Below are 26,933 nucleotides of genomic sequence, written 5' to 3' on the forward strand. Positions count from 1 at the left end.
GTGCAATCACAGGAGCGCTTCTTCATCATGGAAACCGACGACGACACCCCGCCCGCGGCCACCGCCGAGCCGCGCAATTCGTACCTCGAAGAAAAAGCCTTCAAGTCGCGCACGCTGCTGATCTTCGGCAGCATCACCGACTCCGTGGCCGCCGACGTGACGCGCAGGCTCATCGCGCTCGACGCCGACAGCGCGGACAAACCCATCGACATCCTGGTGAGCTCGCCCGGCGGCCACCTGGAGTCGGGCGATGCCATCCATGACATCGTGCGCTTCATCTCCGCGCCGGTGAACATGATCGGCACCGGATGGGTGGGCAGCGCCGCCACGCACCTGTACCTGGCGGTGCCGCGCGAGCGGCGCGTGTGCCTGCCCAACACGCGCTTCCTGATCCACCAGCCCAGCGGCGGCGCCGGCGGGCAGGCGACCGACATCGCGATCCAGGCGCAGGAAATCATCAAGGCCCGGCACCGCATTGCGCACGAGATCGCGCGCGAGACCGGCAAGCCGATCGACGTGGTGCTGGCCGACATCGAGCGCGACCGCTGGCTCTCGGCTGCCGAGGCGGTCGAATACGGCCTGGTCTCGCGCATCATCCAGCGCAAGACCGAGCTGCATGCCTGATCAGGCCTTGGGCTTGTAGGCCACCACGTCGATCTCGACCCTGGCGTCGACCATCAGCCGCGCCTCGGTGGTCGAGCGCGCCGGCTTGTTTTCACCGAAGTAGCCCATGTAGATGCGGTTGAAGGCACCAAAGTCGCGCGCGTCCTGCAGCCAGACGGTGCTCTTGCAGACGTCGTCGAGCGTGGCGCCCGCCAGCGCCAGCACTTTCTCCAGGTTTTCCATCACCTGGCGCGTCTGCGCCTCGATGCCGCCCACCACGATCTCGCCTTCGGCATTGGCAGGCACCTGGCCCGACACGTAGATGAAATCGCCGGCGCGCACGGCCGGGGAGAAGGGGCGGGCCTGGCGGTCCGAGGCGACGGGCGGGGCGCCGAGGTATTCGAGCGGCATGGGAAGACTCCTGAAAAGAATGAAAAAAGGCGGATCGCAAGTATCGATCCAATCTGAAAATTTGTTTCAGAAAAACCCACAAACAAGGGTTAACACGGATGATTTGGCATGGATAGTGCTTCAAAGTGCGGGCCGAAAAGAAAATTTCTTTCACAATTTGCCTGCCCCCACGAAGGAGTTCCCATGTCTCATGCCGGTCTTGTCCAGCGCCTGCCGAAGCTGTCGAAGCGCAGCCTGCTGGGCGCCTCCCTGCTCGCGGTGCTGTGTGCCGCGCTGCCTCAACAGCCAGCGCATGCCCAGGGGCCGCGCAACTTCGCCACGCTGGCGATGGTGGCCGAACCGCAGACGCTCGACCCGATGGCCTCCACGGCCGACCTGGTCGGAACCATCATGCAGCACGTGTACGAGACGCTCTACACCTTCGACGCCAAGTGGAACGTGGTGCCGATGCTGGCCGAGAGCAGCCCCAAGATCTCGGCCGACGGCAAGACCTACGCGATCACGCTGCGCAAGGGCGTGATGCTGCACAACGGCCGCGAACTCAACGCCGACGACGTGGTGGCCAGCCTGCAGCGCTGGATGGACCAGTCGCCGCGCGGCAAGGCCGTGGGCAAGGAAATCGAGAGCCTCAAGGCCAAGGGACCGCTGGGCGTGGAGATCGTGCTGAAGGCGCCGTATGCGCCGCTGCTCTCGCAGCTCGCGCTGCCCAGCGGCATGGCCGCGATCATGGCCAAGGATTCCATCGCTTCGCCGCTGAAGGAGTTCGTCGGCACCGGCCCCTACAAGTTCAAGGAGCGCCGCCCCGACCAGTTCGTGCTGCTCACGCGCTTCGACAAGTACACGGCGCGCAAGGAACCCGCGAGCGGCTATGGTGGCAAGCGCGAGGCGGCCATCGAGGAGCTGCGCTTCGTGCCGGTGCCCAATGCCAGCACGCGCGTCGAAGGCGCCCTGGCGGGCCAGTACGACTTTGCCGACCTGCTGCCGGTCGAGGCCCTGCCGCGCCTGGAGAAGTCGGGCGGCAAGACCGTGCCGATCATGACGCCTTCGTTCGGTTTCCCGTACCTCGTGCTCAACACCAAGGAGGGCGTGGCTTCGAACCAGGCCGTGCGCCAGGCGATCCAGTCGGCGCTCGGCGAAGGCGAGATGCTCGCGGCCGGCTTTGGCGACACGCGCTTCTTCGTGGCCGAAGGCAACCACTTTCCCAAGGGCTCGCCGTTCTATTCGACTGCGGGCACCACGCTCTACAACGAGCGCAATGCGTCCAAGGCCAAGGAGGCCGCGGCCAAGGCCGGCTACAAGGGCGAGCCGATCCGCGTGCTCACCAGCCGCCAATACGACTTCCACTACAACATGTCGCTCCTGATGGCCGAGCAGCTCAAGCGCGCCGGCTTCAAGGTCGACCTGAACGTGGTCGACTGGGCCACGCTGGTGCAACGCCGCAACGACCCGAAGCTGTGGGACATCTACGTGACCCACTCGGGCCAGTTCCCCGAGCCGATGCTCTCGCCGCCGCAACTGGGCGACGGCGCGCCGGGCTGGTGGGACACGCCCGCCAAGAAGTCTGCACTGCAGGCCTTCAATGTCGAGAGCGATCCGGCCAAGCGCGGCGCGCTGTGGGGCAAGGTGCAGCAGGTGGTCTATGAAGAAGTGCCGTACATCAACGTCGGCAAGTTCAACGGCCTCTCGGCGAAGAGCCCGGCGCTGGACAATTACCAGCCCGCAACCTGGCCGTTCTTCTGGAACGCAAAAATCAAGTAAACCCCGCGGCGCCATCCCCCCATGTTTCGCTACCTTGCTTCCCGTGCCGCCGGCATGCTCGTCGTGCTCGCGATCGTGGCGGTGCTCGTGTTCGTGCTCACGCGCGCGGCCTCGGGCGATCCGGTCTCGGTGCTGCTGGGCGACCAGGCCACCGCGGCCGACATCGCCCGCGTGCAGAAGGAGTACGGCCTCGACAAGCCGCTGCCCCTGCAGTTCGGCTACTGGCTGCGCGAAGTGCTGCAGGGCAACCTCGGCACCTCGATCTTCCTGCAGCGGCCGGTGACGCAGGCGCTGTGGGAGCGTGCCGAGCCCACCACATTGCTCGCGCTGATGGCGGTGGCCATTGCGGCGCTGATCGGCGTGCCCTGCGGCATCGTCTCGGCGGTGTTCCGCGGGCGCGTGGTCGACCAGCTCTTCACCGGCATCGCGATGCTCGGCGCGAGCATTCCGAGCTTCTGGCTCGGCATCGTGCTGATCCAGATCTTTGCCGTGTCCTTCGGGTGGTTTCCTGTCTCGGGCTACGGCGCGCCCGATGCGCCCTTGGCCGAGCGGCTGCATGCGCTGGTGCTGCCGGCCACAGTGTTGGGCCTCTTGAACTCGGCGCTCATCATCCGCTTCACGCGCGCCTCGATGCTCGACGTGCTCGGCGAAGACTACGTGCGCACCGCGCGCTCCAAGGGCCTGAGCGAAAGCACCGTCGTGCTCAAGCACGCCCTGCGCAATGCGCTGGTGCCGATCGTCACGGTGATCGGCCTCACGGTCGCGCTGATGATCGGCGGCGCCGTGATCACCGAGACCGTGTTCGGCCTGCCGGGCGTCGGCAATCTCGTGGTGAGTGCGGTGCTGCGGCGCGACTATCCGGTGATCCAGGGCGCGCTGCTCGTGATTGCGGCGATCTACGTGCTGATCAATTTCTCCATCGACCTGCTCTATGCCGTCGTCGATCCGCGCGTGAAGGTTTGAAAAAATGCAAATGCCCCGAATGCTCCGCCAGCTGATGCATCGCCGCATCGTGATGGTCTCGGCGCTGGTGCTGCTGGCCATTGCAGTGCTCGCCATCGGCGCGCCGCTGTTTGCCTCCATCGACCCCAACGACACCGCCGTGCTGCAGCGCCTGAAGGGACCGAGCGCCGAGCATCTGCTGGGCACCGACGAGCTCGGCCGCGACATGTATTCGCGCATCGTGCATGGCGCGCGCTATTCGCTGGCCATCGCGGCGCTTACCGCGCTGGGCGCGGTGGTCGCGGGCACGGTGCTGGGCCTCATGGCGGGCTTCTTCCGCCGGCTCGACGCGCCGCTGATGCGCGTGGTCGACGCGATGATGTCGTTTCCTGACATCCTGCTGGCCATCGCGCTGGTGGCCATCCTGGGACCTTCGCTGATCAACACCGTGCTGGCGCTGGTGCTGGTCTACACGCCGCGCGTGGCACGGGTGGTGCGGGCCTCGACGCTGGTGGTGCGCGAGCTGCTGTTCGTCGAGGCGGTGCGTGCGCTGGGCGTGCGCACCTCGCGCATCCTGTGGCGCCACATCCTGCCCAACCTGATGTCGCCGATCCTCGTGCAGGTGTCGTTCATCTTCGCCTACGCGATCCTGGCCGAGGCGGGGCTGTCGTTCCTCGGCGTCGGCGTCCCGCCCGAGATCCCGACCTGGGGCACCATGGTCGCCGGCAGCCAGCAGTACGCGCACCAGGCCTTCTGGGTGGTGCTGTTCCCGGGGCTCGCGATCATCTTCACCGCGCTCTCGCTGCAGTTGCTGGGCGACGGCGTGCGGGACCTGCTCGACCCCAAACTGAAGAAGACGCTGTGATGACGACCACGAACACCCCACGTCTTTCTGTCAGCAACCTGAGCACCAGCTTCCCCACCGAAGACGGCCTGGTCCGTTCGGTGGCCGATGTGAGCTTCTCGATCCAGCCTGGCAAGACGACCGCGCTGGTCGGCGAATCGGGCTCGGGCAAGTCGGTCACCAGCCTCACGCTGATGCGGCTGTTGCCCAAGACCGCCAATGCGCAGGTCAGTGGACAAGCCTCTTTCGTGACCCGCGAAGGCAAGACGCTCGACCTGCTGCAGATCGGCGGGCGCGAGATGCGCAGCCTGCGCGGCAACCAGCTGTCGATGATCTTCCAGGAACCGATGACCAGCCTGAACCCGGTCTTCACCATCGGCGAGCAGATTGCCGAGAGCGTGCGGCTGCACAAGGGACTGGACCGCAAGGCGGCCATGGCCCATGCGCTGCGCATGCTCGAGCTGGTCGAGATTCCGGCGGCGGCGCAGCGCATTCACGAGTATCCGCATCAACTCTCGGGCGGCATGCGCCAGCGCGTGATGATCGCGCTGGCGATGGCCTGCGACCCCACGCTCTTGATCGCCGACGAACCGACCACCGCGCTCGACGTGACCATCCAGGCGCAGATCCTCGAGCTCATGCGCCGGCTGCAGGCCGAGACCGGCATGAGCATTCTCTTCATCACCCACAACCTCGGCGTGGTTGCGCACCATGCAGACGACGTGGTGGTGCTCTATGCGGGCCGCGTGGTCGAGAGCGCACCCGTGCGGCCGCTGTTCGCGCAGCCCGAGCATCCGTACACGCAGGGCCTTCTGGCCTGCCTGCCGGGCAAGGCGAGATTGCCGGGGCAACCGAAGCCCAAGCGCTTGTTCGCCATTCGCGGACAGGTGTCCAGCCCGTTAGCACCGCCGCCGGGCTGTGCCTTCGAGCCGCGCTGCGACCTCGCGCTGGCGGGCTGCAGCGCCGCAATTCCGCCGCTGATCGATATCCGCCAGGACCGCCAGGCGCGCTGCATTCGCGTGCAGCCCGATGCCCAAATCGCGAGGGCCGCATGAGGCGCTCGCTGCTGCCCCCGTCTTGCTCCCTCCCCTCCCGGGGGAGGGCTGGGGTGGGGGCACGCGGCCGCTCCATCATTGCGACGGTCTCCACCGCCCGGAGCCCCCACCCCAGCCCTCCCCCGGAAGGGGAGGGAGAAAGCCTTCCATGACCACCGCCGCTCCCCTCATCGAAGTCCGCGGACTCAAGAAATACTTCGGCAGCAGCGACCGCCCGGTGCGCGCGGTCGACGATGTGTCCTTTGCCATCCAGCCCGGCGAGACGCTGGGCCTCGTCGGCGAATCGGGCTCGGGCAAGAGCACCATCGGGCGTACCGTGCTGCGCCTGGTCGAACGCACTGAGGGCCAGGTGCTCTACCGGGGCGACGACATCGGCGCGCTGTCGGGCGAACGCATGCGGCGCCTGCGCAGCAAGCTGCAGATCATCTTCCAGGACCCGTACGCAAGCCTGAATCCGAAGATGCGCATCAGCGCGATCCTCGGCGAGGCCCTGTCCACGCACGGCCTGCACAAGGGCGCCGCGGCACGCGACAGGCGCATTGCCGAGCTGCTCGAAACCGTGGGCCTGCGCGCCGAGCATGCGAGCCGCTTTCCGCACGAGTTCTCGGGCGGCCAGCGCCAGCGCATCGGCGTGGCGCGCGCGCTTGCGGTCGAGCCCGAGTTCATCGTGGCCGACGAGCCGCTGTCGGCGCTCGACGTGTCGATCCAGTCGCAGGTCATCAACCTGCTGGCCGACCTGCGCGAGCGGCTCGGCCTCACCATGCTCTTCATCTCTCACGATCTCGATGTGGTCGAGTACCTGTGCGACCGCGTGGTGGTGCTGTACCTCGGCAAGGTGATGGAAGTGGCCACCACCGACGAACTGTTCGCGCGGCCATCGCATCCCTACACGCAGGCGCTGCTGGCCGCGAGCCCGAAGCCCGACCCCACGCTCGCCACCGAGCGCATCGCGCTCAAGGGCGACATCCCGAGCCCGATCTCGCCGCCTTCGGGCTGCGTGTTCCGCACCCGCTGTCCGCACGCGATCGAGGCCTGCGCGCAGACGGTGCCGCCGCTCGACGAGATTTCTCCCGGACACTACAGCGCCTGCATCCGCAAGGAACTGCTTTCCAACATTGCCGCATGACCATGACCGACACCGCTGCCACCGCCGACAAGGACTTCAACGACCCCCTGCTGGGCAACAGCTTCAAGGGCTACCCGCGCACCCAGCCGCCGCGCCGGCGCAGCGAGGTGGGTGCCGCGGGCTGGAACGTGCTGGCGGGCGACCTGCCGCTGCCGCTGGCCGTGCTCAAGCGCGAGGCGCTCGAGCACAACCTGGCATGGATGCAGTCGCGCGTGCGCGAATGGGGCATCGACCTGGCGCCGCACGGCAAGACCACCATGTCGCCGCAGCTCTTCCAGCGCCAGCTCGACGCCGGTGCCTGGGGGCTCACCTTCGCCACCGTCACGCAGCTTGGCGTGGGCGTGGCGGCCGGCGCGCGCCGCACGCTCATCGCCAACCAGGTGGTGAGCGACGAGGACCTGGCCGGCATCCAGCTGCTGCTGCAGGCGCATGCCGACCTGCGCGTGGTGTTCCTGGTCGACTCGCTGGCCCAGCTCGCACTGATCGAGGACTGGTCGAAGCGCCATCCCGAGAGCGTGCCTTTCGAGGTGATGCTGGAAATCGGCGTCGAGGGTGCCCGCACGGGCTGCCGCACGCAGGAGGAAGCGGTGGCGCTCGCCACGAGGCTGCGCGCCAGCGATGCGGTCAAGCTCGTGGGCATCGAGACCTACGAAGGGCAGGGCGCCACGGGTGCCAGCGAGCCCGACACGGCCTACGCCACTGCGCTGATGGACCGCGTGGAAGCCATCGCGCGCCACTGCGATGCGCAGCAGCTGTTCGAGACCGACGAGGTGCTGGTCTCGGCCGGCGGCTCCGCCATCTTCGACCTCGTGGCCGGACGCCTGAAGCCCGCGCTCGGTTCGCCGGTGCGCGGTCTGCTGCGCTCGGGCTGCTATGTGACGCACGACCACGGCTTCTACAAACGCATGGTGAGTGCGGTGGACGAGCGCCTGGGTTGCGATTGCGGCGAGAGCCTGCGCCCCGCGATGGAAGTGTGGGCCACGGTGCAGTCGCGTCCCGAGCCGGGCCTGGCGATCCTGGCCGTGGGCAAGCGCGACATCTCCTTCGACCTGTCGATGCCGGTGCCGATCGCGCGCGCCGCACGCGGCATGCTCGAAGCGCAAGCCGTGCCCGCCGGCTGGAAGATCACCGCGCTCAACGACCAGCACGCCTACCTGCGCTGGGACGCCGCCGAAGAAGCGCAAGCCCCCGTGGTCGGCGACCGCGTCGGCCTCGGCATCTCGCACCCCTGCACCACCTTCGACAAATGGCACTGGATGCCGGTGGTCGAGGAGAACTACCGCGTGAGCGACGCCGTCGCCATGCATTTCTGAACCTGCCGCGATGACTCCTTCCCTGCTTCAGAAGATCGCGCAGGCCCGCAGCAGCGCGCCCGCCACGCGGCGCGCGATTCTCGACCTGATCCTCGAAGACCCCGACCGCGCGCTCGAAGAGAGTTTCGAGCAGCTGGCCGAGCGCTCGCGCAGCTCGGTGCCCACCATCATGCGCACCTGCCGCGACCTCGGCTTTGCCGGGCTGCGCGAATTCAAGCTCGCGCTCGCGCAGGAGCTGGCGCTCGGCGGCTCGCCGCTGCACCGGCGCGTGAACATCGAGGATGCGGCCGATGAAGTCGTCGGCAAGATCGCGCGCAGCGCGGCGGCCTCGGTGTCGGGCGTGCGCGGGCAGCTCGACATGCAGGTGCTCGAGGGGGCCGTGGCCGCCATCGCGGCCGCGCCGCACGTCGACCTGTACGGCGCGGGCGCCACCTCGTGGTTCATGGCCAACGACCTGCAGGCGCGGCTCTTCAGGCTCGGCCTCTCGGCCAATGCCTGGGCCGACTACCACCTGCAGCAGGTGGCCGGTGCGGCGCAGCGCCCGGGCGGCGTGGTCATCGCCATCTCGCACGTGGGCGGCATGCCTTCGCTGCTCGACGCGGTGGACATCGCGCGCGGGCAGGGCGCCAAGGTGGTCGCGCTCACGCGGCCCGGCACGGCGCTGGCGGCCAAGGCCGATTTCCTGCTGGGCCTCTCGGTGCCCGACGACGCCGTGATGCACGTGGGCATCGATGCCTACCTGACGCACCTCACCGCCATCGAGATCCTCACGGTGCTGGTGGCGCAGCGGCGTGGCGAGCCTGCGGTGCAGCGCCTTCAGCGCGCACGCGAGGCCTTCCAGCGCCACGGCATCGACGCCACCACGCATCCCTTGCAAAGCTGGGACGGCGGTGGCATCAACACCGGAGGCCGCGCATCGTGAGCGATCGATCGAAAGCCATCCTGCTCGAGGCCGGACTCGTGGTCGACGGCTCGGGCGGTCCCTCGTGGCCCGGCGACGTGCTGCTGCAGGGCGACCGCATCCTCGCGCTCGGCGAAGGCCTGCGCGGGCGGCTGCCCGAAGGCCTGGCGCTCGAAGAGGTCGAGGTCGTCGACTGCCGCACGAAAGTGATCGCACCCGGCTTCATCGATGCGCACACGCACGACGATGCCATCGTGCTGGGCGACCCGCTGTGCCTGCCGAAGGTGTCGCAGGGCATCACCACCGTGGTGACGGGCAACTGCGGCATCTCGCTTGCGCCGTACCGCACGCCGCAATCGAAGCCGCCGCTCACGCTGCTGGGCGCGGAATCGTTCCAGCATGCCACCATGGCCGAGTACCGTGCGGCCGTCGATGCCGTGCAGCCTGCGCTCAACGTGGCGGCGCTCGTGGGGCATACCACCCTGCGCTTCGCGGCCATGGAGGCGCTCAACCGGCCCGCGAGCGGTGAGGAGTTGGCGCGCATGGAGGCACTGCTCGACGGCTGCATGGCCGAAGGCGCGCATGGCCTCTCGTCGGGACTGTTCTACGAAGAAGCGTTTGCCGCGCCGGCCGAAGAAGTGACAGCGCTCGCGCGCGTCGTGGCAAGGCACGGCGGCGTCTACGCGACGCACCTGCGCAGCGAAATGCAGCAGATCATCGAGGCGCTGCACGAGGCGGGCGACACGGCGTTCAGCGCGGGCGTGCCGCTGGTCATCTCGCACCACAAGTGCGCTGGCCCCGCCAACTGGGGCCGCACGAAGGAAACGCTGCCGTTGATCGAAGCGCTTGCCCAGCGCCAGAAGATCTCGATGGATGTGTACCCCTACGTGGCCGGTTCCACCGTGCTGCGCGAAGACCTGGTCGATGGCGTCATCGACGTGCTGTTGACCTGGTCCGACCCGCACCCCGAGATGACCGGCCGCCTGGTTTCCGAGATCGCGCGCGAGTGGGGCACCACCGAGCGGGAGGCCTGCCTGCGCCTCAAGCCCGGCGGCGCCTGCTACTTCCAGATGCAGGAGGAAGACGTGGAGCGCGTCATCGCGCACCCGCTCACCATGATCGGCAGCGACGGCCTGCCGCACGACCGCCATCCGCATCCGCGGCTGTGGGGCGCGTTCCCGCGCGTGTTCGCGCGCTACTGGCGCGAGCGCCGCCTGTTCACGCTCGAGCAGGCCGTGCACAAGATGACAGGCATGACCGCGCGCAACCTGCGCATTGCAGACCGCGGATTGCTGCGTGTGGGTGCGATGGCCGACGTGGTGGTGTTCGACCCCGAAACCATCGCCGACACCGCGACCTACGACAAGCCGCACGGCGTGAGCCTGGGCGTGGAGCGGGTGTTCGTGAACGGGGTGCTGGCGTATCGAGGCGGCCACGGCGGATCGCCCCGCGTGCTCGCGCGCGCGGGGCGGATGCTGACGCGCGGCGAATAGCAGGTGCTTGGCGGCGCGGCCGGTACGATGGGGTGCATGAACGCCATTCACCGCAAGCCCGTTCCGCTCGCCAAGGCCTACCGCCTGCTCAATCACGGCCCCACCGTTCTCGTGAGTGCCGCCCACGGCGGCCAGCGCAACATCATGACCGCGGCCTGGGCGATGCCGCTGGACTTCGACCCGCCCAAGGTGGCCGTGGTGCTCGACAAGAGCACCTGGACGCGCGTGCTGCTCGAAGCCTCGGGCAGCTTCGCGCTGCAGGTGCCCACGCGCGCGCAGCTCGACCTGACCGATGCGCTGGGCAACAGCTCGGGCCGCGAGATCGTTGAGCGGGCGGGTCACGACAAGTTCGCGGCGTACGGCCTTCAGACCTTCGCGGGCGTGGCAACCAATGCGCCGCTGCTGGAAGGCTGCGCGGCCTGGCTCGAATGCCGGCTGCTGCCCGAGCCGCCGATCCAGCAACGCTACGACCTGTTCCTGGGCGAGGTGACCGCGGCGCAGGCCGATGCGCGCGTGTTCGCCGATGGGCGATGGAACTTCACCGGGCACGACGAGTTGCGCACGCTGCATCACGTGGCGGGCGGGCATTTCATCGTCGACGGCGAGGCCGTCGATGCGCGGCCGCTGGCGCCCGTGCGCCGCTAGTCTTTTCGCGCGTGGCCGCTTCGGGTTTCAGGGAACGGGGTTGCGCGCGACCGGTAGCACCAGCATGCGGCGCAATGCCAGCATGCCGCACAGGCCTGCGATCGCGGCCAGCAGCAAGGCCCACGCCATGTCCGCCGTCGAGGTGCCATCCGGCCAGTCGCCGATGAAGATCGTGCCGCTGTTGTAGGCCGCGTGCAGCGCGATGCACGGGATCAGCGAGCGGCTGCGCTCATAGAGCCATCCGAGCACGGTACCCATCACCAGGCCCACGACAAACTGGTAGATGTTCAGATGCGCGGCGCCGAAGAGCAGCGCCGAGCCCACGATGGCCTGCCACCGCGAATAGCGCAGCAGGAACCCGCGCAGCACGATGCCGCGGAACAGCATTTCCTCGAGCAGCGGCGCCATGAGGCACACGGCCAGCGTGGCCGCGATGCTGCCGTCGGCCATGCGGCTGAACATCGACTCTTCCCAGGCCGAAAGCGGCGCGACGAAAACCAGCAGGTTGAGCACGGCGGTCATCACCACCATCAGGCCCGGCACGAGCAGCAGCACGGGCGGCACGACCAGCATGAGGGTGGCCCGGGCGGAAGCGGGTGATTGGTGGAAGAGTTCGCGGTAGGTGAGCTTCTGGTGGTGCATGACCACGGCGAACACGCAGCCGTTGCCCAGCACTGTGGACAACACGCCGAGCTGCATCCCGTTCAGGCCGAGCCAGCGATTGGCATCGCGCAGCGCAACATCGATGACGAATTCGCAGATAAACACCGCCAGGAACAGCAGCGCGGCCTGCGTGGCAGAGGGAAAGGCCGTGCTCTTGGTGGAGGGCATGGGCTGCTACAGCACGAACGGAATGAAGCGCCGCGTGCTGCGCATGTATTCGCGGTAGTCGTCGCCGAAGTGCGCGATGCATTCCTTCTCGTCGCTCAGGGCCGTGAGAAACAGCAGCACCGTGGCGGCCAGCACCAGCGCCAGGGTGAACCAGGTGAACTGCTTCAGGAAGGCGCCCCAGGCCAGCAGCATCAGCGCGGTGTACATCGGGTGGCGGATATAGCGGAAGGCGCCCGTGCTGACGATGGACGAGGTCTTCTCGAAGCCGTAGAGCGCCGGGTCGTCGCTGCGCGCCTCGGTCGGCTTGCCGTGGGCCTTGAGCAGCTTCACCGCATGGATCGGCAGCCAGATCGACAGCGCGAGGAAGACGCAGGAAAGCAGCTGGGTGAAGGACAGCGGATCGACGTGCCACACCGGCAGGTTCACGATGATCAGCACCAGCATGCATTCCCACGCGAAGAAGCGGTAGAAGCCGTGCGAGCCGGGCTGGCGCAGCGGTCCGCGCGAGACGTACAGCAGCGCGGCCGTGCCGGCAACGAAGAGAAGGATCTGGAACCAGAGAAGCATGGCGGCCGAATTTACACGGGCCGCCGGGCTTCAGCCAGAGATGGAGAATCCGCCGTCGACCGGAATCGCGGTGCCGGTCACGTAGTCGGAGGCGGGGCTCGCGAGGAACACCGCGGTGCCGGCGATGTCGGCCGGCTGGCCCCAGCGGCCGGCGGCGGCGCGGGCCACCACCCGGTCGTAGAGGCCCGGAATCTGGCTGCGGGCGCCGTCGGTCAGCTCGGTCTCGAACCAGCCCGGCAGGATCGCGTTGACCTGGATGTTGTCGGCCGCCCATGAAAGCGCGGTCGACTTGGTGAGCTGCACGATGCCCGCCTTGCTCGCGGCATAGGCCGGCGCGTAGGGCGCGCCGAAGATCGACATCATCGAACCGATGTTGATGATCTTGCCGCCACCGGCCGCCTTCAGGTGCGGGTGCGCGGCGCGGCTGCAGAGAAAGGCGCTGGTCAGGTTGGTGTCCAGCACCAGGCGCCATTCGTCCAGCGCGAGCTGGTCGACGGGCTTGCGCACGGTGGTGCCGGCGTTGTTGACGAGGATGTCGAGGCGGCCGCAGCGCGCGGCCGCTTCGTCGACCGCCTTCTGCACCGAGGCTTCGTCGGCCACGTCGACTTCGAGCGCGAAGCTGTCGCTACCGAGGGCCCTGAGCGCCTCGACCGCGGCGGCCGACTTCTGCGCGTTGCGCGCGGCAATGACGACGCGCGCGCCGGCCCTGGCCAGCCCCTGGGCCATGCCCAGGCCGATGCCGCCGTTGCCGCCGGTGACGAGCGCTGCTTTTCCCGTGAGATCGAACATCAGGTGGTTTCTGGTTTCTTGGAGACGAGGGTCAGGATATCGTAGCTCGCGACCAGTTCGCCGTCCTGGTTGGTCACCTCCACGTCCCAGGCCACCACGCCCTGGCCCTGGCCGCTCGCGTCCTTCCTGTTGCGGTCGATCTTGCGCTTGCAGGTCAGGCGCGCACGGATGGTGTCGCCGATGCCCACGGGCTTCACGAAGCGCAGCGTGTCGAGGCCATAGTTGGCAAGCACCGGCCCCGGCGCGGGCGAGACGAACAGTCCGGCCGCGGCCGACAGCACGAAGTAGCCGTGCGCGATGCGCTTGCCGAACGGCGATTCCCTGGCCGCCACCTCGTCGAAGTGCATGTAGAAATAGTCGCCCGAGATGCCGCCGAAGGCGACGATGTCGGCCTCGCCGACGGTGCGGCGGTGCGTGAGCAGCGAGTCGCCGATGCGCAGGTCCTCGAAGTGGCGGCGGAACGGGTGCACCTCGCTCTCGCGCACGGCCGCGCCGCGCACGTGTTCGCCGGTGATGGCCGCCAGCATCGTGGGCGAGCCCTGCACCGCGGCGCGCTGCAGGTAGTGCTTCACCGCGCGCAGGCCACCGAGTTCTTCGCCGCCGCCCGCGCGGCCCGGACCACCATGCTTGAGCTGCGGCAGCGGCGAGCCGTGGCCGGTCGATTCGGCGGCGGCCTCGCGGTCGAGCACCAGCAGGCGGCCGTGCCAGGCGGCCGCCACCGGAATGGCCCTGGCCGCGATGGCCGGGTCGCGCGTGACCAGCGTGCCGACGAGGCTGCCGCGGCCGCGCGCGGCCAGCGCCAGCGCCTCGTCGATGCCGTCATAGGGCATCAGCGTGCTGACGGGGCCGAAGGCTTCGACGTCGTGTGCGGCATCGTGTTCGAGCGGCTTGCGGCTCAGGAGCAGCGTGGGCGCGAAGAAAGCACCTTCGGCCACGCCGTCGCCTACGGGCGAGAAGCCGTCGCGCTCGCCGTAGACCAGCTCGGCGCCCTGCAGCAGTGCGGCCACGCACTCGGCCACGTCGGCCTGCTGCGCGCGCGAGGCCAGGGCGCCCATGCGCACCTCTTCGCGCGAGGGATCGCCGACGACGGTCTTGGCAAGCCGCGCGCGCAGCCGCTCGGCCACGGCATCGAGGTGCTGCCGCGGCACGATCGCGCGGCGGATCGCGGTGCACTTCTGGCCGGCTTTGACCGTCATCTCCCGCGCCACCTCCTTCACGAAGAGGTCGAACTCCTCGTCGTCGGGCGTCACGTCGGGTGCAAGGATCGCGCAGTTGAGCGAGTCGGCCTCGGCATTGAACGGGATCGACTGGCGCACCAGGTTCGGATGCACGCGCAGCCTGGCCGCGGTGTCGGCCGAGCCGGTGAAGGTGACCACGTCGGCGCCTTCGAGCCGGTCGAGCAGGTCGCCGGTGCCGCCGATCACCAGCTGCAGGCTGCCTTCGGGCAGGATGCCCGACTGCACGATGAGCCGCACCAGCGCCTCAGTGAGGTAGCTGGTGGCCGTGGCCGGCTTGCCGATGCAGGGCATGCCCGCAAGAAAGCTGGGCGCGAACTTCTCGAGCAGGCCCCACACCGGAAAATTGAAGGCGTTGATGTGCACCGCCACGCCGCCGCGCGGCACCAGGATGTGCGTGCCCGCGAAGCCACCCTTCTTGCCGAGCGCAAAGGCCGGGCCTTCGTGCACGAGGTTGCCCGAGGGCAGCTCGTTGCTGCCGATGCCGGCATAGGCGCTCAGCGTGCCGGCACCGCCTTCGATGTCGATCCAGCTGTCGGCGCGGGTCGCGCCCGTGTGGGCCGAGATCGCGTAGAGCGTTTCCTTGTGGGCTGCGAGGTACTTGGCCAGCGCCTTCAGCCGTTCGGAGCGCTGCTGGAAGTCGAGCGCCATCAGCGCGGGCAGGCCGACACGGCGCGCATGGGCCAGCGCTTCGGCAAAGTCGATGGCCTCGGCGTGGGTGGCGGCCACGGGAGTGCCGTTGACGGCGCTGCGCAGCTGCTGCGCGGCCTGCTGGCCGATCCAGCGGCCGGCAATGTAGCTTTGGAGGGTGGTGGTCATGGGCAATGTCCTTTCCGTGTTGCTCCTTCCCCCGCTGGGGGAAGGCTGGGATGGGGGCTGTCCCCGAATTCAAGCCGTGTGGAGCTGGAGGCCGCGTGCCCCCACCCCCGCCCTCCCCCGGAAGGGGAGGGAGAAAAGCGGGTCATTCCTTCTTGCCGATACCGAGGTAGGTATCGATGATCCGTTGGTCATGCAGCAGGTCGCGCGCCTTGCCTTCGAGCGCGATGGCGCCCATCTCGAGCACATAGGCCCGGTCGGCCACCTGCAATGCGGCGCGTGCGTTCTGCTCCACCAGCAGCACCGAGACGCCATGGCTTCGCAGCTGCGAGACCACGCGCAGCACCTCGCGCACCACCAGCGGCGCCAGGCCCAGCGAGGGTTCGTCGAGCATCAGCAGCCGCGGGCGTGCCATCAGCGCGCGGCCGATGGCCAGCATCTGGCGTTCGCCGCCCGAGAGCGTCGAGGCCAGCTGCGGCTTGCGCTCGCGCAGCCGCGGGAAGATCTCGAACACTTCTTCCATGCGCGCGCGCTGGTCGCGTTTGCCTTTGCGCCACTGGTAGAAGCCGCCGAGCAGCAGGTTGTCTTCGACCGACATCTCGCCGAACAGCTCGCGCCGCTCGGGCACCAGCGCCACGCCGCGCGCGACCATGGTCTCGACGCCCGGGCGCGCGATGCGCTCGCCATGCAGCGCGAGGCTGCCGGTGGAGGGCAAGAGGCCCATCGCCGCGCACAGCAGCGTGGTCTTGCCCGCGCCGTTGGGGCCGATCACGGTGACGATCTCGCCTTCGTTCACAAGCAGCTGCACGCTGTGCACCGCCTCGACGCTGCGGTAGGCGACGCAGAAGCCGTCGAGTTGAAGGATCGGCGCGCTCATCGTGCGTCTCCCAGGAGTTCGTCGTCGGCGCCGCCCAGATAGGCTTCGAGCACGCGCGGATTGGCCTGCACTTCGGCTGGCGTGCCAGTGGCGATGACGGTGCCGAATTCGAGCACCGTGATGCGGTCGGCCAGGTTCATCACGAATTCCATGTCATGTTCCACCACGAGGATGCCCAGGCCTTCGGCGCGCAGCTGGCTCAGCAGCACGGAAAGGGCGCGCTTCTCCAGGTGGCGCAGGCCCGCGGCGGGTTCGTCGAGCAGCAGCACCGAAGGCTGGCCGGCCAGCGCGCGCGCGATCTCGACCACGCGCTGCTGGCCGAGCGAGAGCGATGCGGCCGGCGTGTCGGCATGCGCGCCGAGGCCGCAGCGTTCGATCTGGCGGCGCGCCTCGGCCATCAGCGCGGCTTCCTCGGCGCGGTCCAGCCGCAGCATCGCGGCGAGCCAGCCGCGCCTGGCGCGCAGGTGGGCACCGAGCGCCACGTTCTCGGCCACGCTGCGCGCACCGAGCAGGCGCACGTGCTGGAAGGTGCGGCCCAGGCCGAGTGCGGCGAACACGCGCGATGGCTTGGCCGCCATCGGCTGGCCCGCAAGCCGCACTTCGCCGGAGCTCGGGTCGTCCACGCCCGAGACCATGTTGAAGAAGGTGCTTTTGCCCGCGCCGTTCGGTCCGATCAGTGCGTGGATCTCGCCGGCCTTCAGCGTCATCGAGATGTCGTTGTTGGCCACCAGGCCGCCGAAGCGCTTGCTGACCTTGGTGGCCTGCAACAGCACCTCGCCCCTGGCGGGCAGGTTGCGGTGCGCGAGCTGCACGGCCGGCGCGGCATTGCTCGCGGCCGTGGCATGCGGACGCACCCAGCGCCCCGCGAGGCGCGCCAGCGTGGGCCACAGGCCGTCCGCAAAGCGCTGCAGCACAAAGAGCATGAGCAGGCCGAACACGATCACTTCGAAGTTGCCACTGCTGCCCAGCAGCGCGGGCAGCAGGTCCTGCAGCTTTTCCTTCAGCAGCGTGATGAGCGTGGCGCCCAGCACCGCACCCCACAGGTGCCCCGCGCCGCCCACCACCGCCATGAACAGCAGCTCGATGCCGATGTTGAGATTGAAGGGCGTCGGGTTCACGAAGCGCTGCAGGTGCGCATAGAGCCAGCCCGAGACGGCCGCCAGCAGCGCAGCCAGCACGAACAGCTTCACGCGGTGCCGGGCCGTGTCCACGCCCATCGATTCGGCCATCAGCCGGCCGCCCTTGAGCGCGCGGATGGCCCGGCCTTCGCGCGAATCGAGCAGGTTGTGCATGGCCCACAGCGCGAGCAGCAGCACGGCCCAGATCACCATGCCCAGCGCGCGCGGCGTGGCCAGAGAGTAGCCGGCAATCACCAACGGCGGCACGCCGGTGATGCCCGTCTGCCCGCCAAGGAAATCCATGTTGCCGAGCAGGTAGTACAGGCTCAGGCCCCAGGCGATGGTGCACAGCGGCAGGTAGTGGCCCTGCAGCTTGAGCGTGACCGCGCCCAGCGCCCAGGCGAGCGCGAAGGTGAAGGCGAGGCCGAGCAGGAGCCCGGCCCATGGCAGCAGCGCAGGGCTCACGGCGCCGCCCATCCATGCGGCGGCCGCGGGCGAGGTGCAGATCCACGCGGTGGCGTAGGCGCCCATGCCGACGAACGCGGCCTGGCCGAAGGAGGTCATGCCGCCCACGCCGGTGAGCATCACGAGCCCGGCCGCGACCAGCGCATAGAGGCCGATGTTGCTGAGGACGGAGACCGTGAACTCGGGCAGGAAGCCCCAGGCGAGCGCCAGCGCCGCCACGCAGGCGAGCGTCAGCTGCCGCGGCGTGGCCAGCGCGCGGCCGGCCGGTGCCGGTGCGGCGGCTGCAGTGTTGCTGGACGGGGTGTTGTTCATTCCTCGTCCTCCACATGATGGCTGTGCAGCGAACGCCACCACAGCACCGGAATGATCAGCGTGAAGACCAGCACTTCCTTGAAGGGGCTGGCCCAGAACGAGGCAAAGGCCTCGAGCTGCCCGACCAGCAGCGCGCCCGCGAGCGCCAGCGGATAGCTCGCCAGTCCGCCCACGATGGCGGCGACGAAGCCCTTCAGGCCGATCAGGAAGCCGGTGTCGTAGTAGACCGTGGTGAGCGGCGCGATCAACAGACCCGAGACCGCCCCGATCAGCGCAGCGAGCGCAAAGCTCAGGTCGCCCGAGAGCTCGGTCGGGATGCCCGACAGCCGCGCGCCCACGCGGTTGATGGCGGTGGCGCGCAGCGCCTTGCCGATCATCGAGCGGCCGAAGAAAAGAAACATCGCGAGCACCAGCAGCAGCGTGACGCCGACCACCACCAGCGACTGCCCGCTGACGGGAATGCCGCCGATGTCGAAACGCTCTTCGGAGAACGCCGTGGTGCGATAGCCCTCGGCGCCGAAGAAGAGCAGGCCCAGCCCCACCAGCACGCCATGCAGCGCGACGGAAACGATCAAGAGCATCAGCACGTTGGCGCTGGCCAATGGCCGGTACGCCAGGCGATAGAGCAGCGGCCCGAGCGGCATGATGAGCAGCAGCGTGGCGAGCGTCTGGCCTGCCATCGACGTGGGCTTGAGCAGCAGCACCAGCGCGGCGGCGGCCAGCGGCAGCACCACGCACCATGCGAGCGCGGAGGCCCAGTCGACCACCACACCGCGCTTCCAGCGCCAGAACTCGACCACCAGCACCATCGCTGCCAGCGCGAGCAGCAGCCACAGCGTGGCCGGCACGCGGCCGGCCTGCAGCACCGCCATCGACAGCGCCCCGAAGGCGACGAACTCGCCCTGGGGAATGAAGATGACGCGCGTGACCGAGAACACCAGCACCAGCGCGAGCGCCATCAATCCGTAGACGGCACCGTTCACGATGCCGTCCTGCCCCAGCAACAGGGCGATCTGCAGATCCATATAACTACAGCCTTCGGGCAGCGCCCGTGAGTCAGGTCAGGAACACCGAGGAACCGGCTTTGCCGGGCCTCTGGTGTTGCCCCCGGTAGGGGGTGGGAGAAGCGACACGAAGTGCGCGAAGCCTGGGGGCGAGCCGAGTTTCAGGGCTGGTATTTCCAGGCGCCGTTCTCGATCTTGACCATGACCCGGGCACGCTGGTCCAGGCCCAGGTGGTCGTTGGCGGTCATGTTGAACACGCCGTGCGCGCCCGACACTTCCTTGACCTGCTCGAGCGCGTCGCGCAGCGCGGCGCGGAATTCGGGCGTGCCGGGCTGCGCCTTCTTGAGTGCGACCGGCACGGCCGAGGTCATCAGGAGGCCCGCATCCCAGGCGTGCGCGCCGAAGGTCGACACCGAGCTCTTGCCGTTCGCGGCCTCGTAGGCCGTGACATAGGCCAGGGCCGACTTCTTCACCGGATGGCTCGCGGGCAGCTGCTCGGCCACCAGCACCGGGCCGGCAGGCAGGAAGGTGCCTTCCACGTCCTTGCCGCCGACGCGCAGGAAGTCGGCATTGGCCACGCCGTGCGTCTGGTACATCTTGCCGGTGTAGCCGCGCTCCTTGAGCGTCTTCTGCGGCAGCGCGGCCGGCGTGCCCGAGCCCGCGACCAGCACCGCGTCGGCCTTGGCGGCCATGATCTTCAGGGCCTGGCCGGTCACCGAGGTGTCGGTGCGCGCGTAGCGCTCGTTGGCCACGATCTTGAGCTTCTTCAGTTCTGCCGCCTTGGCGAATTCCTGCGACCAGCCTTCGCCGTACGCATCGGAGAAGCCGATGAAGGCCACCGTCTTCACGCCGCTGGCGGCCATGTGCTCGGCAATCGCGAGCGACATCATGATGTCGTTCTGCGGCGTCTTGAAGACCCACTGCTTCTTGGCGTCCATCGGCTCGACGATGCGGGCCGACGCGGCAATGGAGATCATCGGCGTCTTGGCTTCGCTCACCACGTCGATCATGGCGAGCGAGTTGGGCGTGGTGGTCGAGCCCAGCACGATGTCGACCTTGTTCTCGGCGATGAGCTTGCGCGTGTTGGCCACGGCAGCCGTGGTGTCGGAAGCGTCGTCCAGCACGATGTAGTTGATCTTCTGGCCGCCGATGGTCTTGGGCATCAGCGCAATGGTGTTCTTCTCGGGAATGCCCAGCGAAGCGGCAGGGCCGGTGGCCGACAGCGTCACGCCGACATTGACGTCGGCCCAGGCCGCGGCGGCGGTGGCGCACAGCGCGGCGATCAGCAGGGGCTTGAAGAAGAATTTCATTTTGGACTTGTCTCCGGGTTGAAAAATCGTTGTGGCGTCAACGCTCGTCGAAGGACAAGGTGACACGTTCAGTGAGAGGGTGGGCCTGGCAGGTCAGCACGAATCCCGCGGCTACTTCATTCTTGTCGAGCGCGAAGTTTCTTTCCATGCGGACTTCCCCCTCCACCAGCTTCGCGCGGCAGGTGCCGCACACGCCGGAGGTGCAGGAGAACGGCACTTCGAGGCCGGCGGCCGAAGCCGCATCGAGGATGCTCGGCTGCCCTTCGGTGAAGGTGATCTCGCGCTGCAGCCCGTCGCGCACGATGGTGATGCGCGCCTGCTTGGCATCGCCGGGCAGGGCTTCGTGCACCACCGCACCCACCTGGCCTGCCGATGCTGCCGAGGGCAGCGCAACGCCAAAGCGCTCGATGTGGATACGCTCCTCGGGCACGCCGGCGGCCAGCAGCGCGGCTTCGGCCTCGTCGTTCATCTGGAACGGGCCGCAGATGTAGGCGTGGTCGATGCCGGCGGCCGGCACCAGCGTGTTCAGGAACTCGCCGATCTTCTCGCGGTTCATCACGCCGGAGCCCAGCGGGGAGTCGGTGTGCTCGTCGGAGAACACCAGCTGCAGCGCGAGCCGCGTCATGTAGCGGTTCTTCAGGTCCTCGATCTCTTCCTTGAACATCGTGGACTGCAGCTGCCGGTTGCCGTAGATCAGCGTGAAGCGGCTCAGCGGCTCGCGCGCGAGCACCGTCTTCATGATCGAGAGGATCGGCGTGATGCCGCTGCCGCCCGCAATGCCGACATGATGCCGCGCGGAGCCCGGCTCGATCGGCACGAAGAAGCGGCCCTGCGGCGCCATCACCTGCACCGTGTCGCCGGGCTGCAGGTGCGCGTTGATCCAGTTGGAGAACACGCCGCCCTGCACCTTGCGCACGCCCACGCGCAGCTCGCCGTCGTCCAGGCCGGCGCAGATCGAATAGGAGCGGCGCAGGTCCTGGCCGTCGATGTCGCGGCGCAGCGTGAGGTACTGGCCCTGGGTGAAGCCGAAGACCTGCTGCAGCTCGGGCGGCACTTCGAACGAGACGATGACGGCTTCCGAAGTGTCGGGTTCGACAGCCTTCACGCGCAGGGGATGGAAGAGGGTGCTCATCGCTCAGATCGGCTTGAAGTGTTCGAAGGGTTCGCGGCAGGCAAGGCAGCGGTAGAGCGCCTTGCATGCGGTGGAGCCGAAGGCGGAGAGGCGCTCGGTGCGCTCGCTCGCGCAGCGCGGGCAGGCAATGCGTTCGCCGCCGGCGATGCGGCCGAAGAGGCGGATGGGCACGGCGGTGCCGGCCGCAGCTTCTGGCGTGAGGTGGGCCGGCGGCGCGATGCCATAGGCCTTGAGCTTGGCGCGGCCTTCCTCGCTGATCCAGTCGCTGCTCCAGGCGGGCGCGCGCCGCAAGGTGGCGCGTGCGCGGCCGAGGCCTGCCTTTTCGATGGCGGCCAGCACGTCGTGCTCGATGGCTTCGGTCGCGGGGCAGCCCGAGTAGGTCGGCGTGAGCACGATCTCCAGCCCGTCGCCGTGTTCGATCACCTCGCGCACGATGCCCAGGTCGCAGACCGACACGGCCGGCACCTCGGGGTCGAGGACGGTGTGCAGCACGGCCCAGGCCGCGTCGACGCGCGATGCGAGGGCGGTGTTCACCATACGCCTCCGGGATAGCTGCGCTGGAGATACTGCATCTCGGCCAGGATGTAGCCCATGTGCTCGCTGTGCACGCCCTGCTTGCCGGTGCTGCGGAAGGCAGTCTCCTGCGGCATCGCGAGCCCGGCGGCGTCGAGCACCTGCTGCATCTCGGCAAGCCACGGTTCGCGCAGCTCGCTCCATGCGGGGCCGAGGCCGCTCGCGCTGGCCTGCGCATCGACCGCATCGCTCTCGAACAGCTCGGGCATGTAGAGCCAGAGCTGCCTCAGCGCCTTTTCCGTGCGGCGGCGAGATTCATCGGTGCCGTCGCCGAGCCGCACGACCCAGTCACCCGAATGCTGCTGGTGGTAGCGCGCTTCCTTCACGGCCTTGCCGGCGATGGCGGCCACTTCGGCATCGCACGACGCGGCGAGGCGCTGCCACAGCAGCTTGAGCAGCGTGGCGACCATCGTGTTGCGCACCACCGCAAAGGCGAAGTCGCCGCGCGGCAGCTCGACCATCGTGAGGTTGAAGTAGTCGCGTTCGTCGCGCAGGTAGGCGAGCTGGTCTTCGTCGTGCTCATGGCCGGCGCCTTCGAGCTTGCCGGCGTGCGTGAGCAGTGCGCGCGCCTGGCCCACGAGGTCGAGCGCGATGTTGGCCATCGCGATGTCTTCTTCCAGCACGGGCGCATGGCCGCACCATTCGCCGAGGCGCTGCGCCAGAACGAGGCAGGTGTCGCCGATGCGCAGCAGGTATTGCACGGCAGGCGTGCGGTTCAGTTCGATCGATGCTTGCATGGCGCGCCGCTCACATGTGGTCCACGGACTTGGGCAACTTGTAGAAGGTGGGATGCCGGTACACCTTGTCTTCCGCGGGATCGAAGAACATGTCCTTGTCCCCCGGGTCGCTGGCCACGATCTGGTCCGAGCGCACCACCCAGATGCTGCTGCCTTCCTGGCGGCGCGTGTAGACGTCGCGCGCCATCTGGATCGCCATCTTCGGGTCGGCGGCGTGCAGGCTGCCGCAGTGCTTGTGGTCGAGGCCGGCCTTGCTGCGCACGAACACTTCCCACAGGGGCCACTCTTGCTTCTGTTCGACGGTCATGCCGCCTCCTTCATAGGTTGTTTGTTGGTGTGGGCCAGCGCGGCTTCGCGCACCCATGCGCCGTCTTCCCAGGCGTCGACGCGGGCCTGCAGCCGCTCGCGGTTGCAGGGGCCGTCGCCGCCGATCACGCGCCAGAACTCGCTCCAGTCGATGGCGCCGAAGTCGTGCGCCTGGCGCTCCTCGTTCCACTTCAGGTCGGGATCGGGCAGGGTCACGCCGAGGATGCGCGCCTGCTCGACCGTGGCGTCGATGAACTTCTGGCGCAGCTCGTCGTTGCTGAAGCGCTTGATGCCCCAGCGCATCGATTGCGCGCTGTTGGGGGATTGGTCGTCCGGCGGGCCGAACATCATGACCGAGGGCCACCACCAGCGGTTGACCGCGTCCTGCACCATCGCCTTCTGCGCCTCGGTGCCGTGGGTCATCATGGTCAGCAGCGCTTCGTAGCCCTGGCGCTGGTGGAAGCTTTCCTCGCGGCAGATGCGGATCATGGCGCGCGCGTAGGGCGCATACGAGCAGCGGCAGATCGGCACCTGGTTCATGATGGCCGCGCCGTCCACCAGCCAGCCGATGGTGCCCATGTCGGCCCAGGTGAGCGTCGGGTAGTTGAAGATCGAGCTGTACTTGGCGCGGCCGCTGTGCAGCGCATCGAACATCTGGTCGCGCGAGGTGCCCAGCGTTTCGGCGGCGGCATACAGGTAGAGGCCGTGGCCGCCTTCGTCCTGCACCTTGGCCAGCAGGATGGCCTTGCGCTTCAACGTGGGCGCGCGGCCGATCCAGTTTCCTTCGGGCAGCATGCCGACGATCTCCGAATGCGCATGCTGGCTGATCTGGCGCACCAGCGTCTTGCGGTAGTGCTCGGGCATCCAGTCCTTCGCCTCGATGAAGTCGCCAGCGTCGATGTGCGCGTCGAAGCGCTCCTCGAGCCGCATCTCCTCGGCGGAGCGCACGGCCTTCTGCTTGCCGTCGCCTGCATCCTTGCCCGCGGTGTCCATGGCCTGGGTGTACATGTGGGTGTCCTTCGCAAAAGGGGTTGAAACGCCGCGCTCAGCGCGGGCGCGTGTCGATCACGCGCCGGGCCTTGCCGGTCTGCGTGCGTTCGATGGAATCGGGGTCGAACACGCGCACCGTGGTCGAGATGCCGACCAGCGTCTTCACGCGGTCCTGCACCCAGGCCGCGATGGCCCTGCGCTCGGCCTCGTCGATGCCGGCGTGGCGGTGCTCGAGCTCACAATGCACCTCGACCTCGTCGAGCAGGCCCTCGCGGCGCACGTGCACCTGGTAGAGGCCCGAGAGCCGCTCGTGCGCGAGCACGATCTCTTCCACCTGCGTGGGAAAGACGTTGACGCCGCGGATGATCATCATGTCGTCGCTGCGCCCGACGATCTTGCCCATGCGGCGGAACGAACGCGAGGTGGGCGGCAACAGGCGCGTGAGGTCGCGCGTGCGGTAGCGCACGATCGGCATGGCCTCCTTGCTGAGCGAGGTGAAGACCAGTTCGCCTTCTTCGCCGTCGGCCTTCGGCTCGCCGGTGTCGGGGTCGATGATCTCGGGGTAGAAGTGGTCTTCCCAGATCACGGGGCCGTCCTTGCTCTCGACGCATTCGCTGGCCACGCCCGGGCCCATCACCTCGGACAGGCCGTAGATGTCGACCGCATCGAGGCCGGCCTTGCCTTCGATGTCGCGGCGCATGGCCTCGGTCCACGGCTCGGCGCCGAAGATGCCGATTTTGAGCGAGCTGTCCTTTGCATCGAGGCCCATTCGCTCGAACTGCTCGATGATCACCTGCATGTAGCTGGGCGTGACCATGATGATGTCGGGCTTGAAGTCCTGGATCAGCTGCACCTGCTTCTCGGTCTGGCCGCCCGACATCGGGATGACGGTGCAGCCCGCGCGCTCGGCGCCGTAGTGCGCGCCCAGGCCGCCGGTGAAGAGGCCGTAGCCGTACGACACGTGCACCATGTCGCCGGCACGGCCGCCCGCCGCGCGGATCGAGCGCGCGACCAGGTCGGCCCAGGTGTCGATGTCCTTGAGCGTGTAGCCCACCACGGTCGGCTTGCCGGTGGTGCCCGACGACGCATGGATGCGCGCCACCTGCGCACGCGGCACGGCGAACATGCCGAAGGGGTAGTTATCGCGCAGGTCGGCCTTCACCGTGAATGGAAACTTCGACAGGTCGGCGAGCGATTTCAGGTCGTCGGGGTGCACGCCCTTGGCATCGAAGGCCTTGCGGTAGTGCGGCACGTTGTCGTACGCCCGCTGCAGCGTGGCGCGCAGGCGCTGGATCTGCAGCGCGGTGATCTCGTCGCGGCTCGCGGTTTCGATGGGCTCGAGCTCGCCGGGGGCAGGGTGTCTGGCTGTCATGGGCTTGTGTCTCCTCAGGCGGCAACGGCGGGGCGGCCCTTGGCGGTGTATGAACGGCCGCGGAAGATGGCGACGCGCTCGCCGCGCTGGTTGGTGATTTCGGTGTCGTACACGCCGGTGCGGCCGGCCTTCGACACTTCGAAGCAGCGCGCGGTAAGCACGTCGCCTTCACGCGCCGGTGCGATGAAGTCGATGGAAAAGCCCGAGGCCACGGTCAGCTCGTTGTACGAGTTGCAGGCGAAGGCAAAGGTGGAATCGGCCAGCGTGGCCATGAAGCCGCCGTGGCAGATGGCATGGCCGTTGAGCATGTCGGTGCGCACGCGCATTTCGAGCGTGGCCTGGCCGGGGCCGACCTCGACGATGCGCATGCCCAGGCCCTTGCTGGCGTTGTCGTTCGCGAACATGCCGTCGCGGACGTGCTCGGCGGTTTGCTGGGGGGTGCGGGTCGTGTCTGCCATGGCCTAGCGGTCCTTGAATTGCGGCGCGCGCTTGGCGCGGAAGGCTTCGACACCTTCGCGGTAATCGCCGGCATTGCCCATCTCTCGCTGGATGCGTGCTTCTTCGGCCAGTGCCGTTTCCAGGTCCATGTCCTGCGCCGCGGCCATGGCCTGGCGCGTGGCGACCAGGGCACGGGTGGGCATGGCGGCCAGCTTCGAGGCGAGCGCGGCGGCCGTCTCGGGCAGCGCCGCGTCGTCCACGCACTGCCAGATCAGTCCGATGCGCGCGGCTTCCTCGGCCGGCAGCTTGTCGCCCAGCATCGCCATGCCCAGCGCGCGTGCCGAGCCCACGAGCCGCGGCAGCAGCCAGGTGCCGCCGGTGTCAGGCACCAGGCCGATCTTGGCGAAGGCCTGGATGAAGCTGGCCGAACGCGCCGCCACGACGAGGTCGCAGCACAGTGCGATGTTGGCGCCCGCGCCGGCGGCCACGCCATTGACGGCGGCAACCACGGGCACCGGCATCGAGCGCAGCCGCGCGACGAGCGGGGCGTACCAGGTGGTGATGACCCGGCCCAGGTCCTTGGGTGCGGCGCCGGGCGAAAGGTCGGGGGCCACCGCCGGATCGGCCAGGTCCTGCCCGGCGCAGAAGGCGCGCCCCGCACCCGTGAGCACCACGCAGCGCACCTCCGGGTCGTCGGCTGCGAGGTCCAGCGCCGCCATCAGTTCGCCGTGCATTTCGGTCGTGAAGCTGTTGAGCGCCGCGGGCCGGTTGAGGCTCAGCGTGCGAACCGCACCGGCATTGCTGGTGAGAACTAAAGGTTCTGGCATCGGGCTTGTCTCTCTTGTCTGTGGGAATCGAATCGGCGTGCAAACACTATTGACCGACCGTCCGGTAGATTTTAAGATCGAGCCCGATGCCAGCACAAGCGGATGGATTCAGGGCAAACCCTGAGCCTGCCACAACAAAGGAG

Annotated in this window: 27 protein-coding genes; 10 read left to right on the plus strand and 17 right to left on the minus strand. The window is 68.3% G+C overall.

The genetic code is table 11. The features are described from left to right. The first annotated feature begins 27 nt into the window (after positions 1–27). Entirely contained in the window at positions 28–624 is a 597-nt protein-coding gene (locus FB547_RS08005; protein ID WP_124957377.1) for an ATP-dependent Clp protease proteolytic subunit, read from the plus strand. Here the strand turns inward: FB547_RS08005 and FB547_RS08010 are convergent, their stop codons facing one another. Beyond that, the gene (locus tag FB547_RS08010) at positions 625–1,014 is read right to left on the minus strand and encodes a RidA family protein (RefSeq protein ID WP_145741136.1); all 390 of its coding nucleotides are present in this window, start codon (positions 1,012–1,014) and stop codon (positions 625–627) included. 183 nt (positions 1,015–1,197) lie between these two features. Here FB547_RS08010 and FB547_RS08015 point away from each other — a divergent pair, with 183 nt between their 5' ends. From FB547_RS08015 to FB547_RS08055, 9 genes are all read left to right on the plus strand, one after another. Continuing rightward, the gene (locus FB547_RS08015; RefSeq protein ID WP_145741138.1) at positions 1,198–2,772 is read left to right on the plus strand and encodes an ABC transporter substrate-binding protein; all 1,575 of its coding nucleotides are present in this window, start codon (positions 1,198–1,200) and stop codon (positions 2,770–2,772) included. Positions 2,773–2,793: 21 nt separating this feature from the next. Then, positions 2,794–3,735 carry an ABC transporter permease gene (locus FB547_RS08020; RefSeq protein ID WP_124957374.1) on the plus strand — a complete coding sequence of 314 codons (942 nt, stop codon included), beginning with the start codon at positions 2,794–2,796 and terminating at the stop codon, positions 3,733–3,735. Between the two features lie 4 nt (positions 3,736–3,739). Then, positions 3,740–4,579, plus strand: coding sequence for an ABC transporter permease (locus tag FB547_RS08025; RefSeq protein ID WP_145741139.1), 840 nt, complete (start codon positions 3,740–3,742; stop codon positions 4,577–4,579). Then, entirely contained in the window at positions 4,579–5,613 is a 1,035-nt protein-coding gene (locus tag FB547_RS08030; protein WP_145741141.1) for an ABC transporter ATP-binding protein, read from the plus strand. Before FB547_RS08025 ends, FB547_RS08030 begins: the two co-directional genes overlap by 1 nt. A 148-nt stretch (positions 5,614–5,761) precedes the next feature. Next, positions 5,762–6,739, plus strand: a complete 978-nt coding sequence (locus FB547_RS08035) for an ABC transporter ATP-binding protein (RefSeq protein ID WP_145741143.1) — start codon at positions 5,762–5,764, stop codon at positions 6,737–6,739. A 2-nt stretch (positions 6,740–6,741) separates the two neighbouring features. Continuing rightward, positions 6,742–8,052: an amino acid deaminase gene (locus tag FB547_RS08040; protein ID WP_186454140.1), complete on the plus strand. Its 1,311-nt coding sequence runs from the start codon at positions 6,742–6,744 to the stop codon at positions 8,050–8,052. Positions 8,053–8,062: 10 nt separating this feature from the next. Continuing rightward, complete coding sequence (locus FB547_RS08045) at positions 8,063–8,974, plus strand: MurR/RpiR family transcriptional regulator (RefSeq protein ID WP_145741147.1); 912 nt, start codon at positions 8,063–8,065, stop codon at positions 8,972–8,974. Next, positions 8,971–10,446 (plus strand): N-acyl-D-amino-acid deacylase family protein, encoded by a 1,476-nt coding sequence (locus tag FB547_RS08050; protein WP_145741149.1) that lies wholly within the window; start codon positions 8,971–8,973, stop codon positions 10,444–10,446. The genes FB547_RS08045 and FB547_RS08050 overlap by 4 nt, the downstream gene beginning before the upstream one ends. Before the next feature lie 36 nt (positions 10,447–10,482). Next, complete coding sequence (locus FB547_RS08055; RefSeq protein ID WP_145741151.1) at positions 10,483–11,091, plus strand: flavin reductase family protein; 609 nt, start codon at positions 10,483–10,485, stop codon at positions 11,089–11,091. Between the two features lie 27 nt (positions 11,092–11,118). Here the strand turns inward: FB547_RS08055 and FB547_RS08060 are convergent, their stop codons facing one another. The 16 genes from FB547_RS08060 to FB547_RS08135 form a co-directional block, all read right to left on the minus strand. Next, positions 11,119–11,922 carry a CPBP family intramembrane glutamic endopeptidase gene (locus tag FB547_RS08060; RefSeq protein ID WP_145741153.1) on the minus strand — a complete coding sequence of 268 codons (804 nt, stop codon included), beginning with the start codon at positions 11,920–11,922 and terminating at the stop codon, positions 11,119–11,121. Between the two features lie 6 nt (positions 11,923–11,928). Continuing rightward, on the minus strand, positions 11,929–12,489 hold the full coding sequence (locus FB547_RS08065; RefSeq protein ID WP_145741155.1) for a methyltransferase family protein: 561 nt from the start codon (positions 12,487–12,489) through the stop codon (positions 11,929–11,931). 30 nt (positions 12,490–12,519) lie between these two features. Next, entirely contained in the window at positions 12,520–13,278 is a 759-nt protein-coding gene (locus FB547_RS08070) for an SDR family NAD(P)-dependent oxidoreductase (RefSeq protein ID WP_145741157.1), read from the minus strand. Continuing rightward, positions 13,278–15,332 (minus strand): phenylacetic acid degradation bifunctional protein PaaZ, encoded by a 2,055-nt coding sequence (paaZ, locus tag FB547_RS08075; RefSeq protein ID WP_145741159.1) that lies wholly within the window; start codon positions 15,330–15,332, stop codon positions 13,278–13,280. Before paaZ ends, FB547_RS08070 begins: the two co-directional genes overlap by 1 nt. Before the next feature lie 142 nt (positions 15,333–15,474). After that, positions 15,475–16,206 carry an ABC transporter ATP-binding protein gene (locus FB547_RS08080; RefSeq protein WP_145741161.1) on the minus strand — a complete coding sequence of 244 codons (732 nt, stop codon included), beginning with the start codon at positions 16,204–16,206 and terminating at the stop codon, positions 15,475–15,477. Continuing rightward, positions 16,203–18,101, minus strand: a complete 1,899-nt coding sequence (locus FB547_RS08085) for an ABC transporter permease subunit (protein WP_145741163.1) — start codon at positions 18,099–18,101, stop codon at positions 16,203–16,205. The genes FB547_RS08080 and FB547_RS08085 overlap by 4 nt, the downstream gene beginning before the upstream one ends. Further along, the gene (locus FB547_RS08090) at positions 18,098–19,126 is read right to left on the minus strand and encodes a branched-chain amino acid ABC transporter permease (RefSeq protein ID WP_145741165.1); all 1,029 of its coding nucleotides are present in this window, start codon (positions 19,124–19,126) and stop codon (positions 18,098–18,100) included. The genes FB547_RS08085 and FB547_RS08090 overlap by 4 nt, the downstream gene beginning before the upstream one ends. A gap of 140 nt (positions 19,127–19,266) precedes the next feature. Further along, positions 19,267–20,415, minus strand: coding sequence for an ABC transporter substrate-binding protein (locus FB547_RS08095; protein ID WP_145741167.1), 1,149 nt, complete (start codon positions 20,413–20,415; stop codon positions 19,267–19,269). Positions 20,416–20,452: 37 nt separating this feature from the next. Then, positions 20,453–21,547, minus strand: coding sequence for a 1,2-phenylacetyl-CoA epoxidase subunit PaaE (paaE, locus tag FB547_RS08100; RefSeq protein WP_145741169.1), 1,095 nt, complete (start codon positions 21,545–21,547; stop codon positions 20,453–20,455). Between the two features lie 3 nt (positions 21,548–21,550). Further along, entirely contained in the window at positions 21,551–22,084 is a 534-nt protein-coding gene (paaD, locus tag FB547_RS08105) for a 1,2-phenylacetyl-CoA epoxidase subunit PaaD (protein WP_145741171.1), read from the minus strand. Continuing rightward, complete coding sequence (gene paaC, locus FB547_RS08110) at positions 22,078–22,857, minus strand: 1,2-phenylacetyl-CoA epoxidase subunit PaaC (protein ID WP_145741173.1); 780 nt, start codon at positions 22,855–22,857, stop codon at positions 22,078–22,080. The genes paaD and paaC overlap by 7 nt, the downstream gene beginning before the upstream one ends. 10 nt (positions 22,858–22,867) lie before the next feature. Beyond that, positions 22,868–23,164: a 1,2-phenylacetyl-CoA epoxidase subunit PaaB gene (gene paaB / locus FB547_RS08115; protein ID WP_025569821.1), complete on the minus strand. Its 297-nt coding sequence runs from the start codon at positions 23,162–23,164 to the stop codon at positions 22,868–22,870. Beyond that, positions 23,161–24,171 (minus strand): 1,2-phenylacetyl-CoA epoxidase subunit PaaA, encoded by a 1,011-nt coding sequence (gene paaA, locus FB547_RS08120; RefSeq protein ID WP_145741175.1) that lies wholly within the window; start codon positions 24,169–24,171, stop codon positions 23,161–23,163. The genes paaB and paaA overlap by 4 nt, the downstream gene beginning before the upstream one ends. Positions 24,172–24,208: 37 nt before the next feature. After that, a complete protein-coding gene (paaK, locus tag FB547_RS08125; RefSeq protein WP_145741177.1) occupies positions 24,209–25,525 on the minus strand; it encodes a phenylacetate--CoA ligase PaaK in 1,317 nt (438 codons plus the stop codon). 14 nt (positions 25,526–25,539) lie between these two features. After that, on the minus strand, positions 25,540–25,983 hold the full coding sequence (gene paaI / locus FB547_RS08130; protein WP_145741179.1) for a hydroxyphenylacetyl-CoA thioesterase PaaI: 444 nt from the start codon (positions 25,981–25,983) through the stop codon (positions 25,540–25,542). A gap of 3 nt (positions 25,984–25,986) precedes the next feature. Then, the gene (locus tag FB547_RS08135) at positions 25,987–26,790 is read right to left on the minus strand and encodes an enoyl-CoA hydratase-related protein (RefSeq protein WP_145741181.1); all 804 of its coding nucleotides are present in this window, start codon (positions 26,788–26,790) and stop codon (positions 25,987–25,989) included. Positions 26,791–26,933 lie beyond the last annotated feature (143 nt).

This window comes from Variovorax beijingensis (genome assembly GCF_007828835.1).
Lineage (GTDB): Bacteria > Pseudomonadota > Gammaproteobacteria > Burkholderiales > Burkholderiaceae_C > Variovorax > Variovorax beijingensis_A.

What these genes read in the sequence shown, in the direction of transcription:
- FB547_RS08020 (WP_124957374.1), top strand. Translation starts at nt 2,794, where the DNA reads ATGTTTCGCTACCTTGCTTCCCGTGCCGCCGGCATGCTCGTCGTGCTC.
- FB547_RS08025 (WP_145741139.1), top strand. Translation starts at nt 3,740, where the DNA reads ATGCAAATGCCCCGAATGCTCCGCCAGCTGATGCATCGCCGCATCGTG.
- FB547_RS08070 (WP_145741157.1), bottom strand. Translation starts at nt 13,278, where the DNA reads ATGTTCGATCTCACGGGAAAAGCAGCGCTCGTCACCGGCGGCAACGGC.
- FB547_RS08010 (WP_145741136.1), bottom strand. Translation starts at nt 1,014, where the DNA reads ATGCCGCTCGAATACCTCGGCGCCCCGCCCGTCGCCTCGGACCGCCAG.
- FB547_RS08060 (WP_145741153.1), bottom strand. Translation starts at nt 11,922, where the DNA reads ATGCCCTCCACCAAGAGCACGGCCTTTCCCTCTGCCACGCAGGCCGCG.
- FB547_RS08090 (WP_145741165.1), bottom strand. Translation starts at nt 19,126, where the DNA reads ATGGATCTGCAGATCGCCCTGTTGCTGGGGCAGGACGGCATCGTGAAC.
- FB547_RS08095 (WP_145741167.1), bottom strand. Translation starts at nt 20,415, where the DNA reads ATGAAATTCTTCTTCAAGCCCCTGCTGATCGCCGCGCTGTGCGCCACC.
- paaZ (WP_145741159.1), bottom strand. Translation starts at nt 15,332, where the DNA reads ATGACCACCACCCTCCAAAGCTACATTGCCGGCCGCTGGATCGGCCAG.
- paaE (WP_145741169.1), bottom strand. Translation starts at nt 21,547, where the DNA reads ATGAGCACCCTCTTCCATCCCCTGCGCGTGAAGGCTGTCGAACCCGAC.
- FB547_RS08135 (WP_145741181.1), bottom strand. Translation starts at nt 26,790, where the DNA reads ATGCCAGAACCTTTAGTTCTCACCAGCAATGCCGGTGCGGTTCGCACG.
- paaC (WP_145741173.1), bottom strand. Translation starts at nt 22,857, where the DNA reads ATGCAAGCATCGATCGAACTGAACCGCACGCCTGCCGTGCAATACCTG.
- FB547_RS08030 (WP_145741141.1), top strand. Translation starts at nt 4,579, where the DNA reads ATGACGACCACGAACACCCCACGTCTTTCTGTCAGCAACCTGAGCACC.
- paaA (WP_145741175.1), bottom strand. Translation starts at nt 24,171, where the DNA reads ATGTACACCCAGGCCATGGACACCGCGGGCAAGGATGCAGGCGACGGC.
- FB547_RS08015 (WP_145741138.1), top strand. Translation starts at nt 1,198, where the DNA reads ATGTCTCATGCCGGTCTTGTCCAGCGCCTGCCGAAGCTGTCGAAGCGC.
- paaD (WP_145741171.1), bottom strand. Translation starts at nt 22,084, where the DNA reads ATGGTGAACACCGCCCTCGCATCGCGCGTCGACGCGGCCTGGGCCGTG.
- FB547_RS08045 (WP_145741147.1), top strand. Translation starts at nt 8,063, where the DNA reads ATGACTCCTTCCCTGCTTCAGAAGATCGCGCAGGCCCGCAGCAGCGCG.
- FB547_RS08040 (WP_186454140.1), top strand. Translation starts at nt 6,742, where the DNA reads ATGACCGACACCGCTGCCACCGCCGACAAGGACTTCAACGACCCCCTG.
- FB547_RS08080 (WP_145741161.1), bottom strand. Translation starts at nt 16,206, where the DNA reads ATGAGCGCGCCGATCCTTCAACTCGACGGCTTCTGCGTCGCCTACCGC.
- paaB (WP_025569821.1), bottom strand. Translation starts at nt 23,164, where the DNA reads ATGACCGTCGAACAGAAGCAAGAGTGGCCCCTGTGGGAAGTGTTCGTG.
- paaK (WP_145741177.1), bottom strand. Translation starts at nt 25,525, where the DNA reads ATGACAGCCAGACACCCTGCCCCCGGCGAGCTCGAGCCCATCGAAACC.
- FB547_RS08085 (WP_145741163.1), bottom strand. Translation starts at nt 18,101, where the DNA reads ATGAACAACACCCCGTCCAGCAACACTGCAGCCGCCGCACCGGCACCG.
- FB547_RS08065 (WP_145741155.1), bottom strand. Translation starts at nt 12,489, where the DNA reads ATGCTTCTCTGGTTCCAGATCCTTCTCTTCGTTGCCGGCACGGCCGCG.
- FB547_RS08005 (WP_124957377.1), top strand. Translation starts at nt 28, where the DNA reads ATGGAAACCGACGACGACACCCCGCCCGCGGCCACCGCCGAGCCGCGC.
- paaI (WP_145741179.1), bottom strand. Translation starts at nt 25,983, where the DNA reads ATGGCAGACACGACCCGCACCCCCCAGCAAACCGCCGAGCACGTCCGC.
- FB547_RS08055 (WP_145741151.1), top strand. Translation starts at nt 10,483, where the DNA reads ATGAACGCCATTCACCGCAAGCCCGTTCCGCTCGCCAAGGCCTACCGC.
- FB547_RS08035 (WP_145741143.1), top strand. Translation starts at nt 5,762, where the DNA reads ATGACCACCGCCGCTCCCCTCATCGAAGTCCGCGGACTCAAGAAATAC.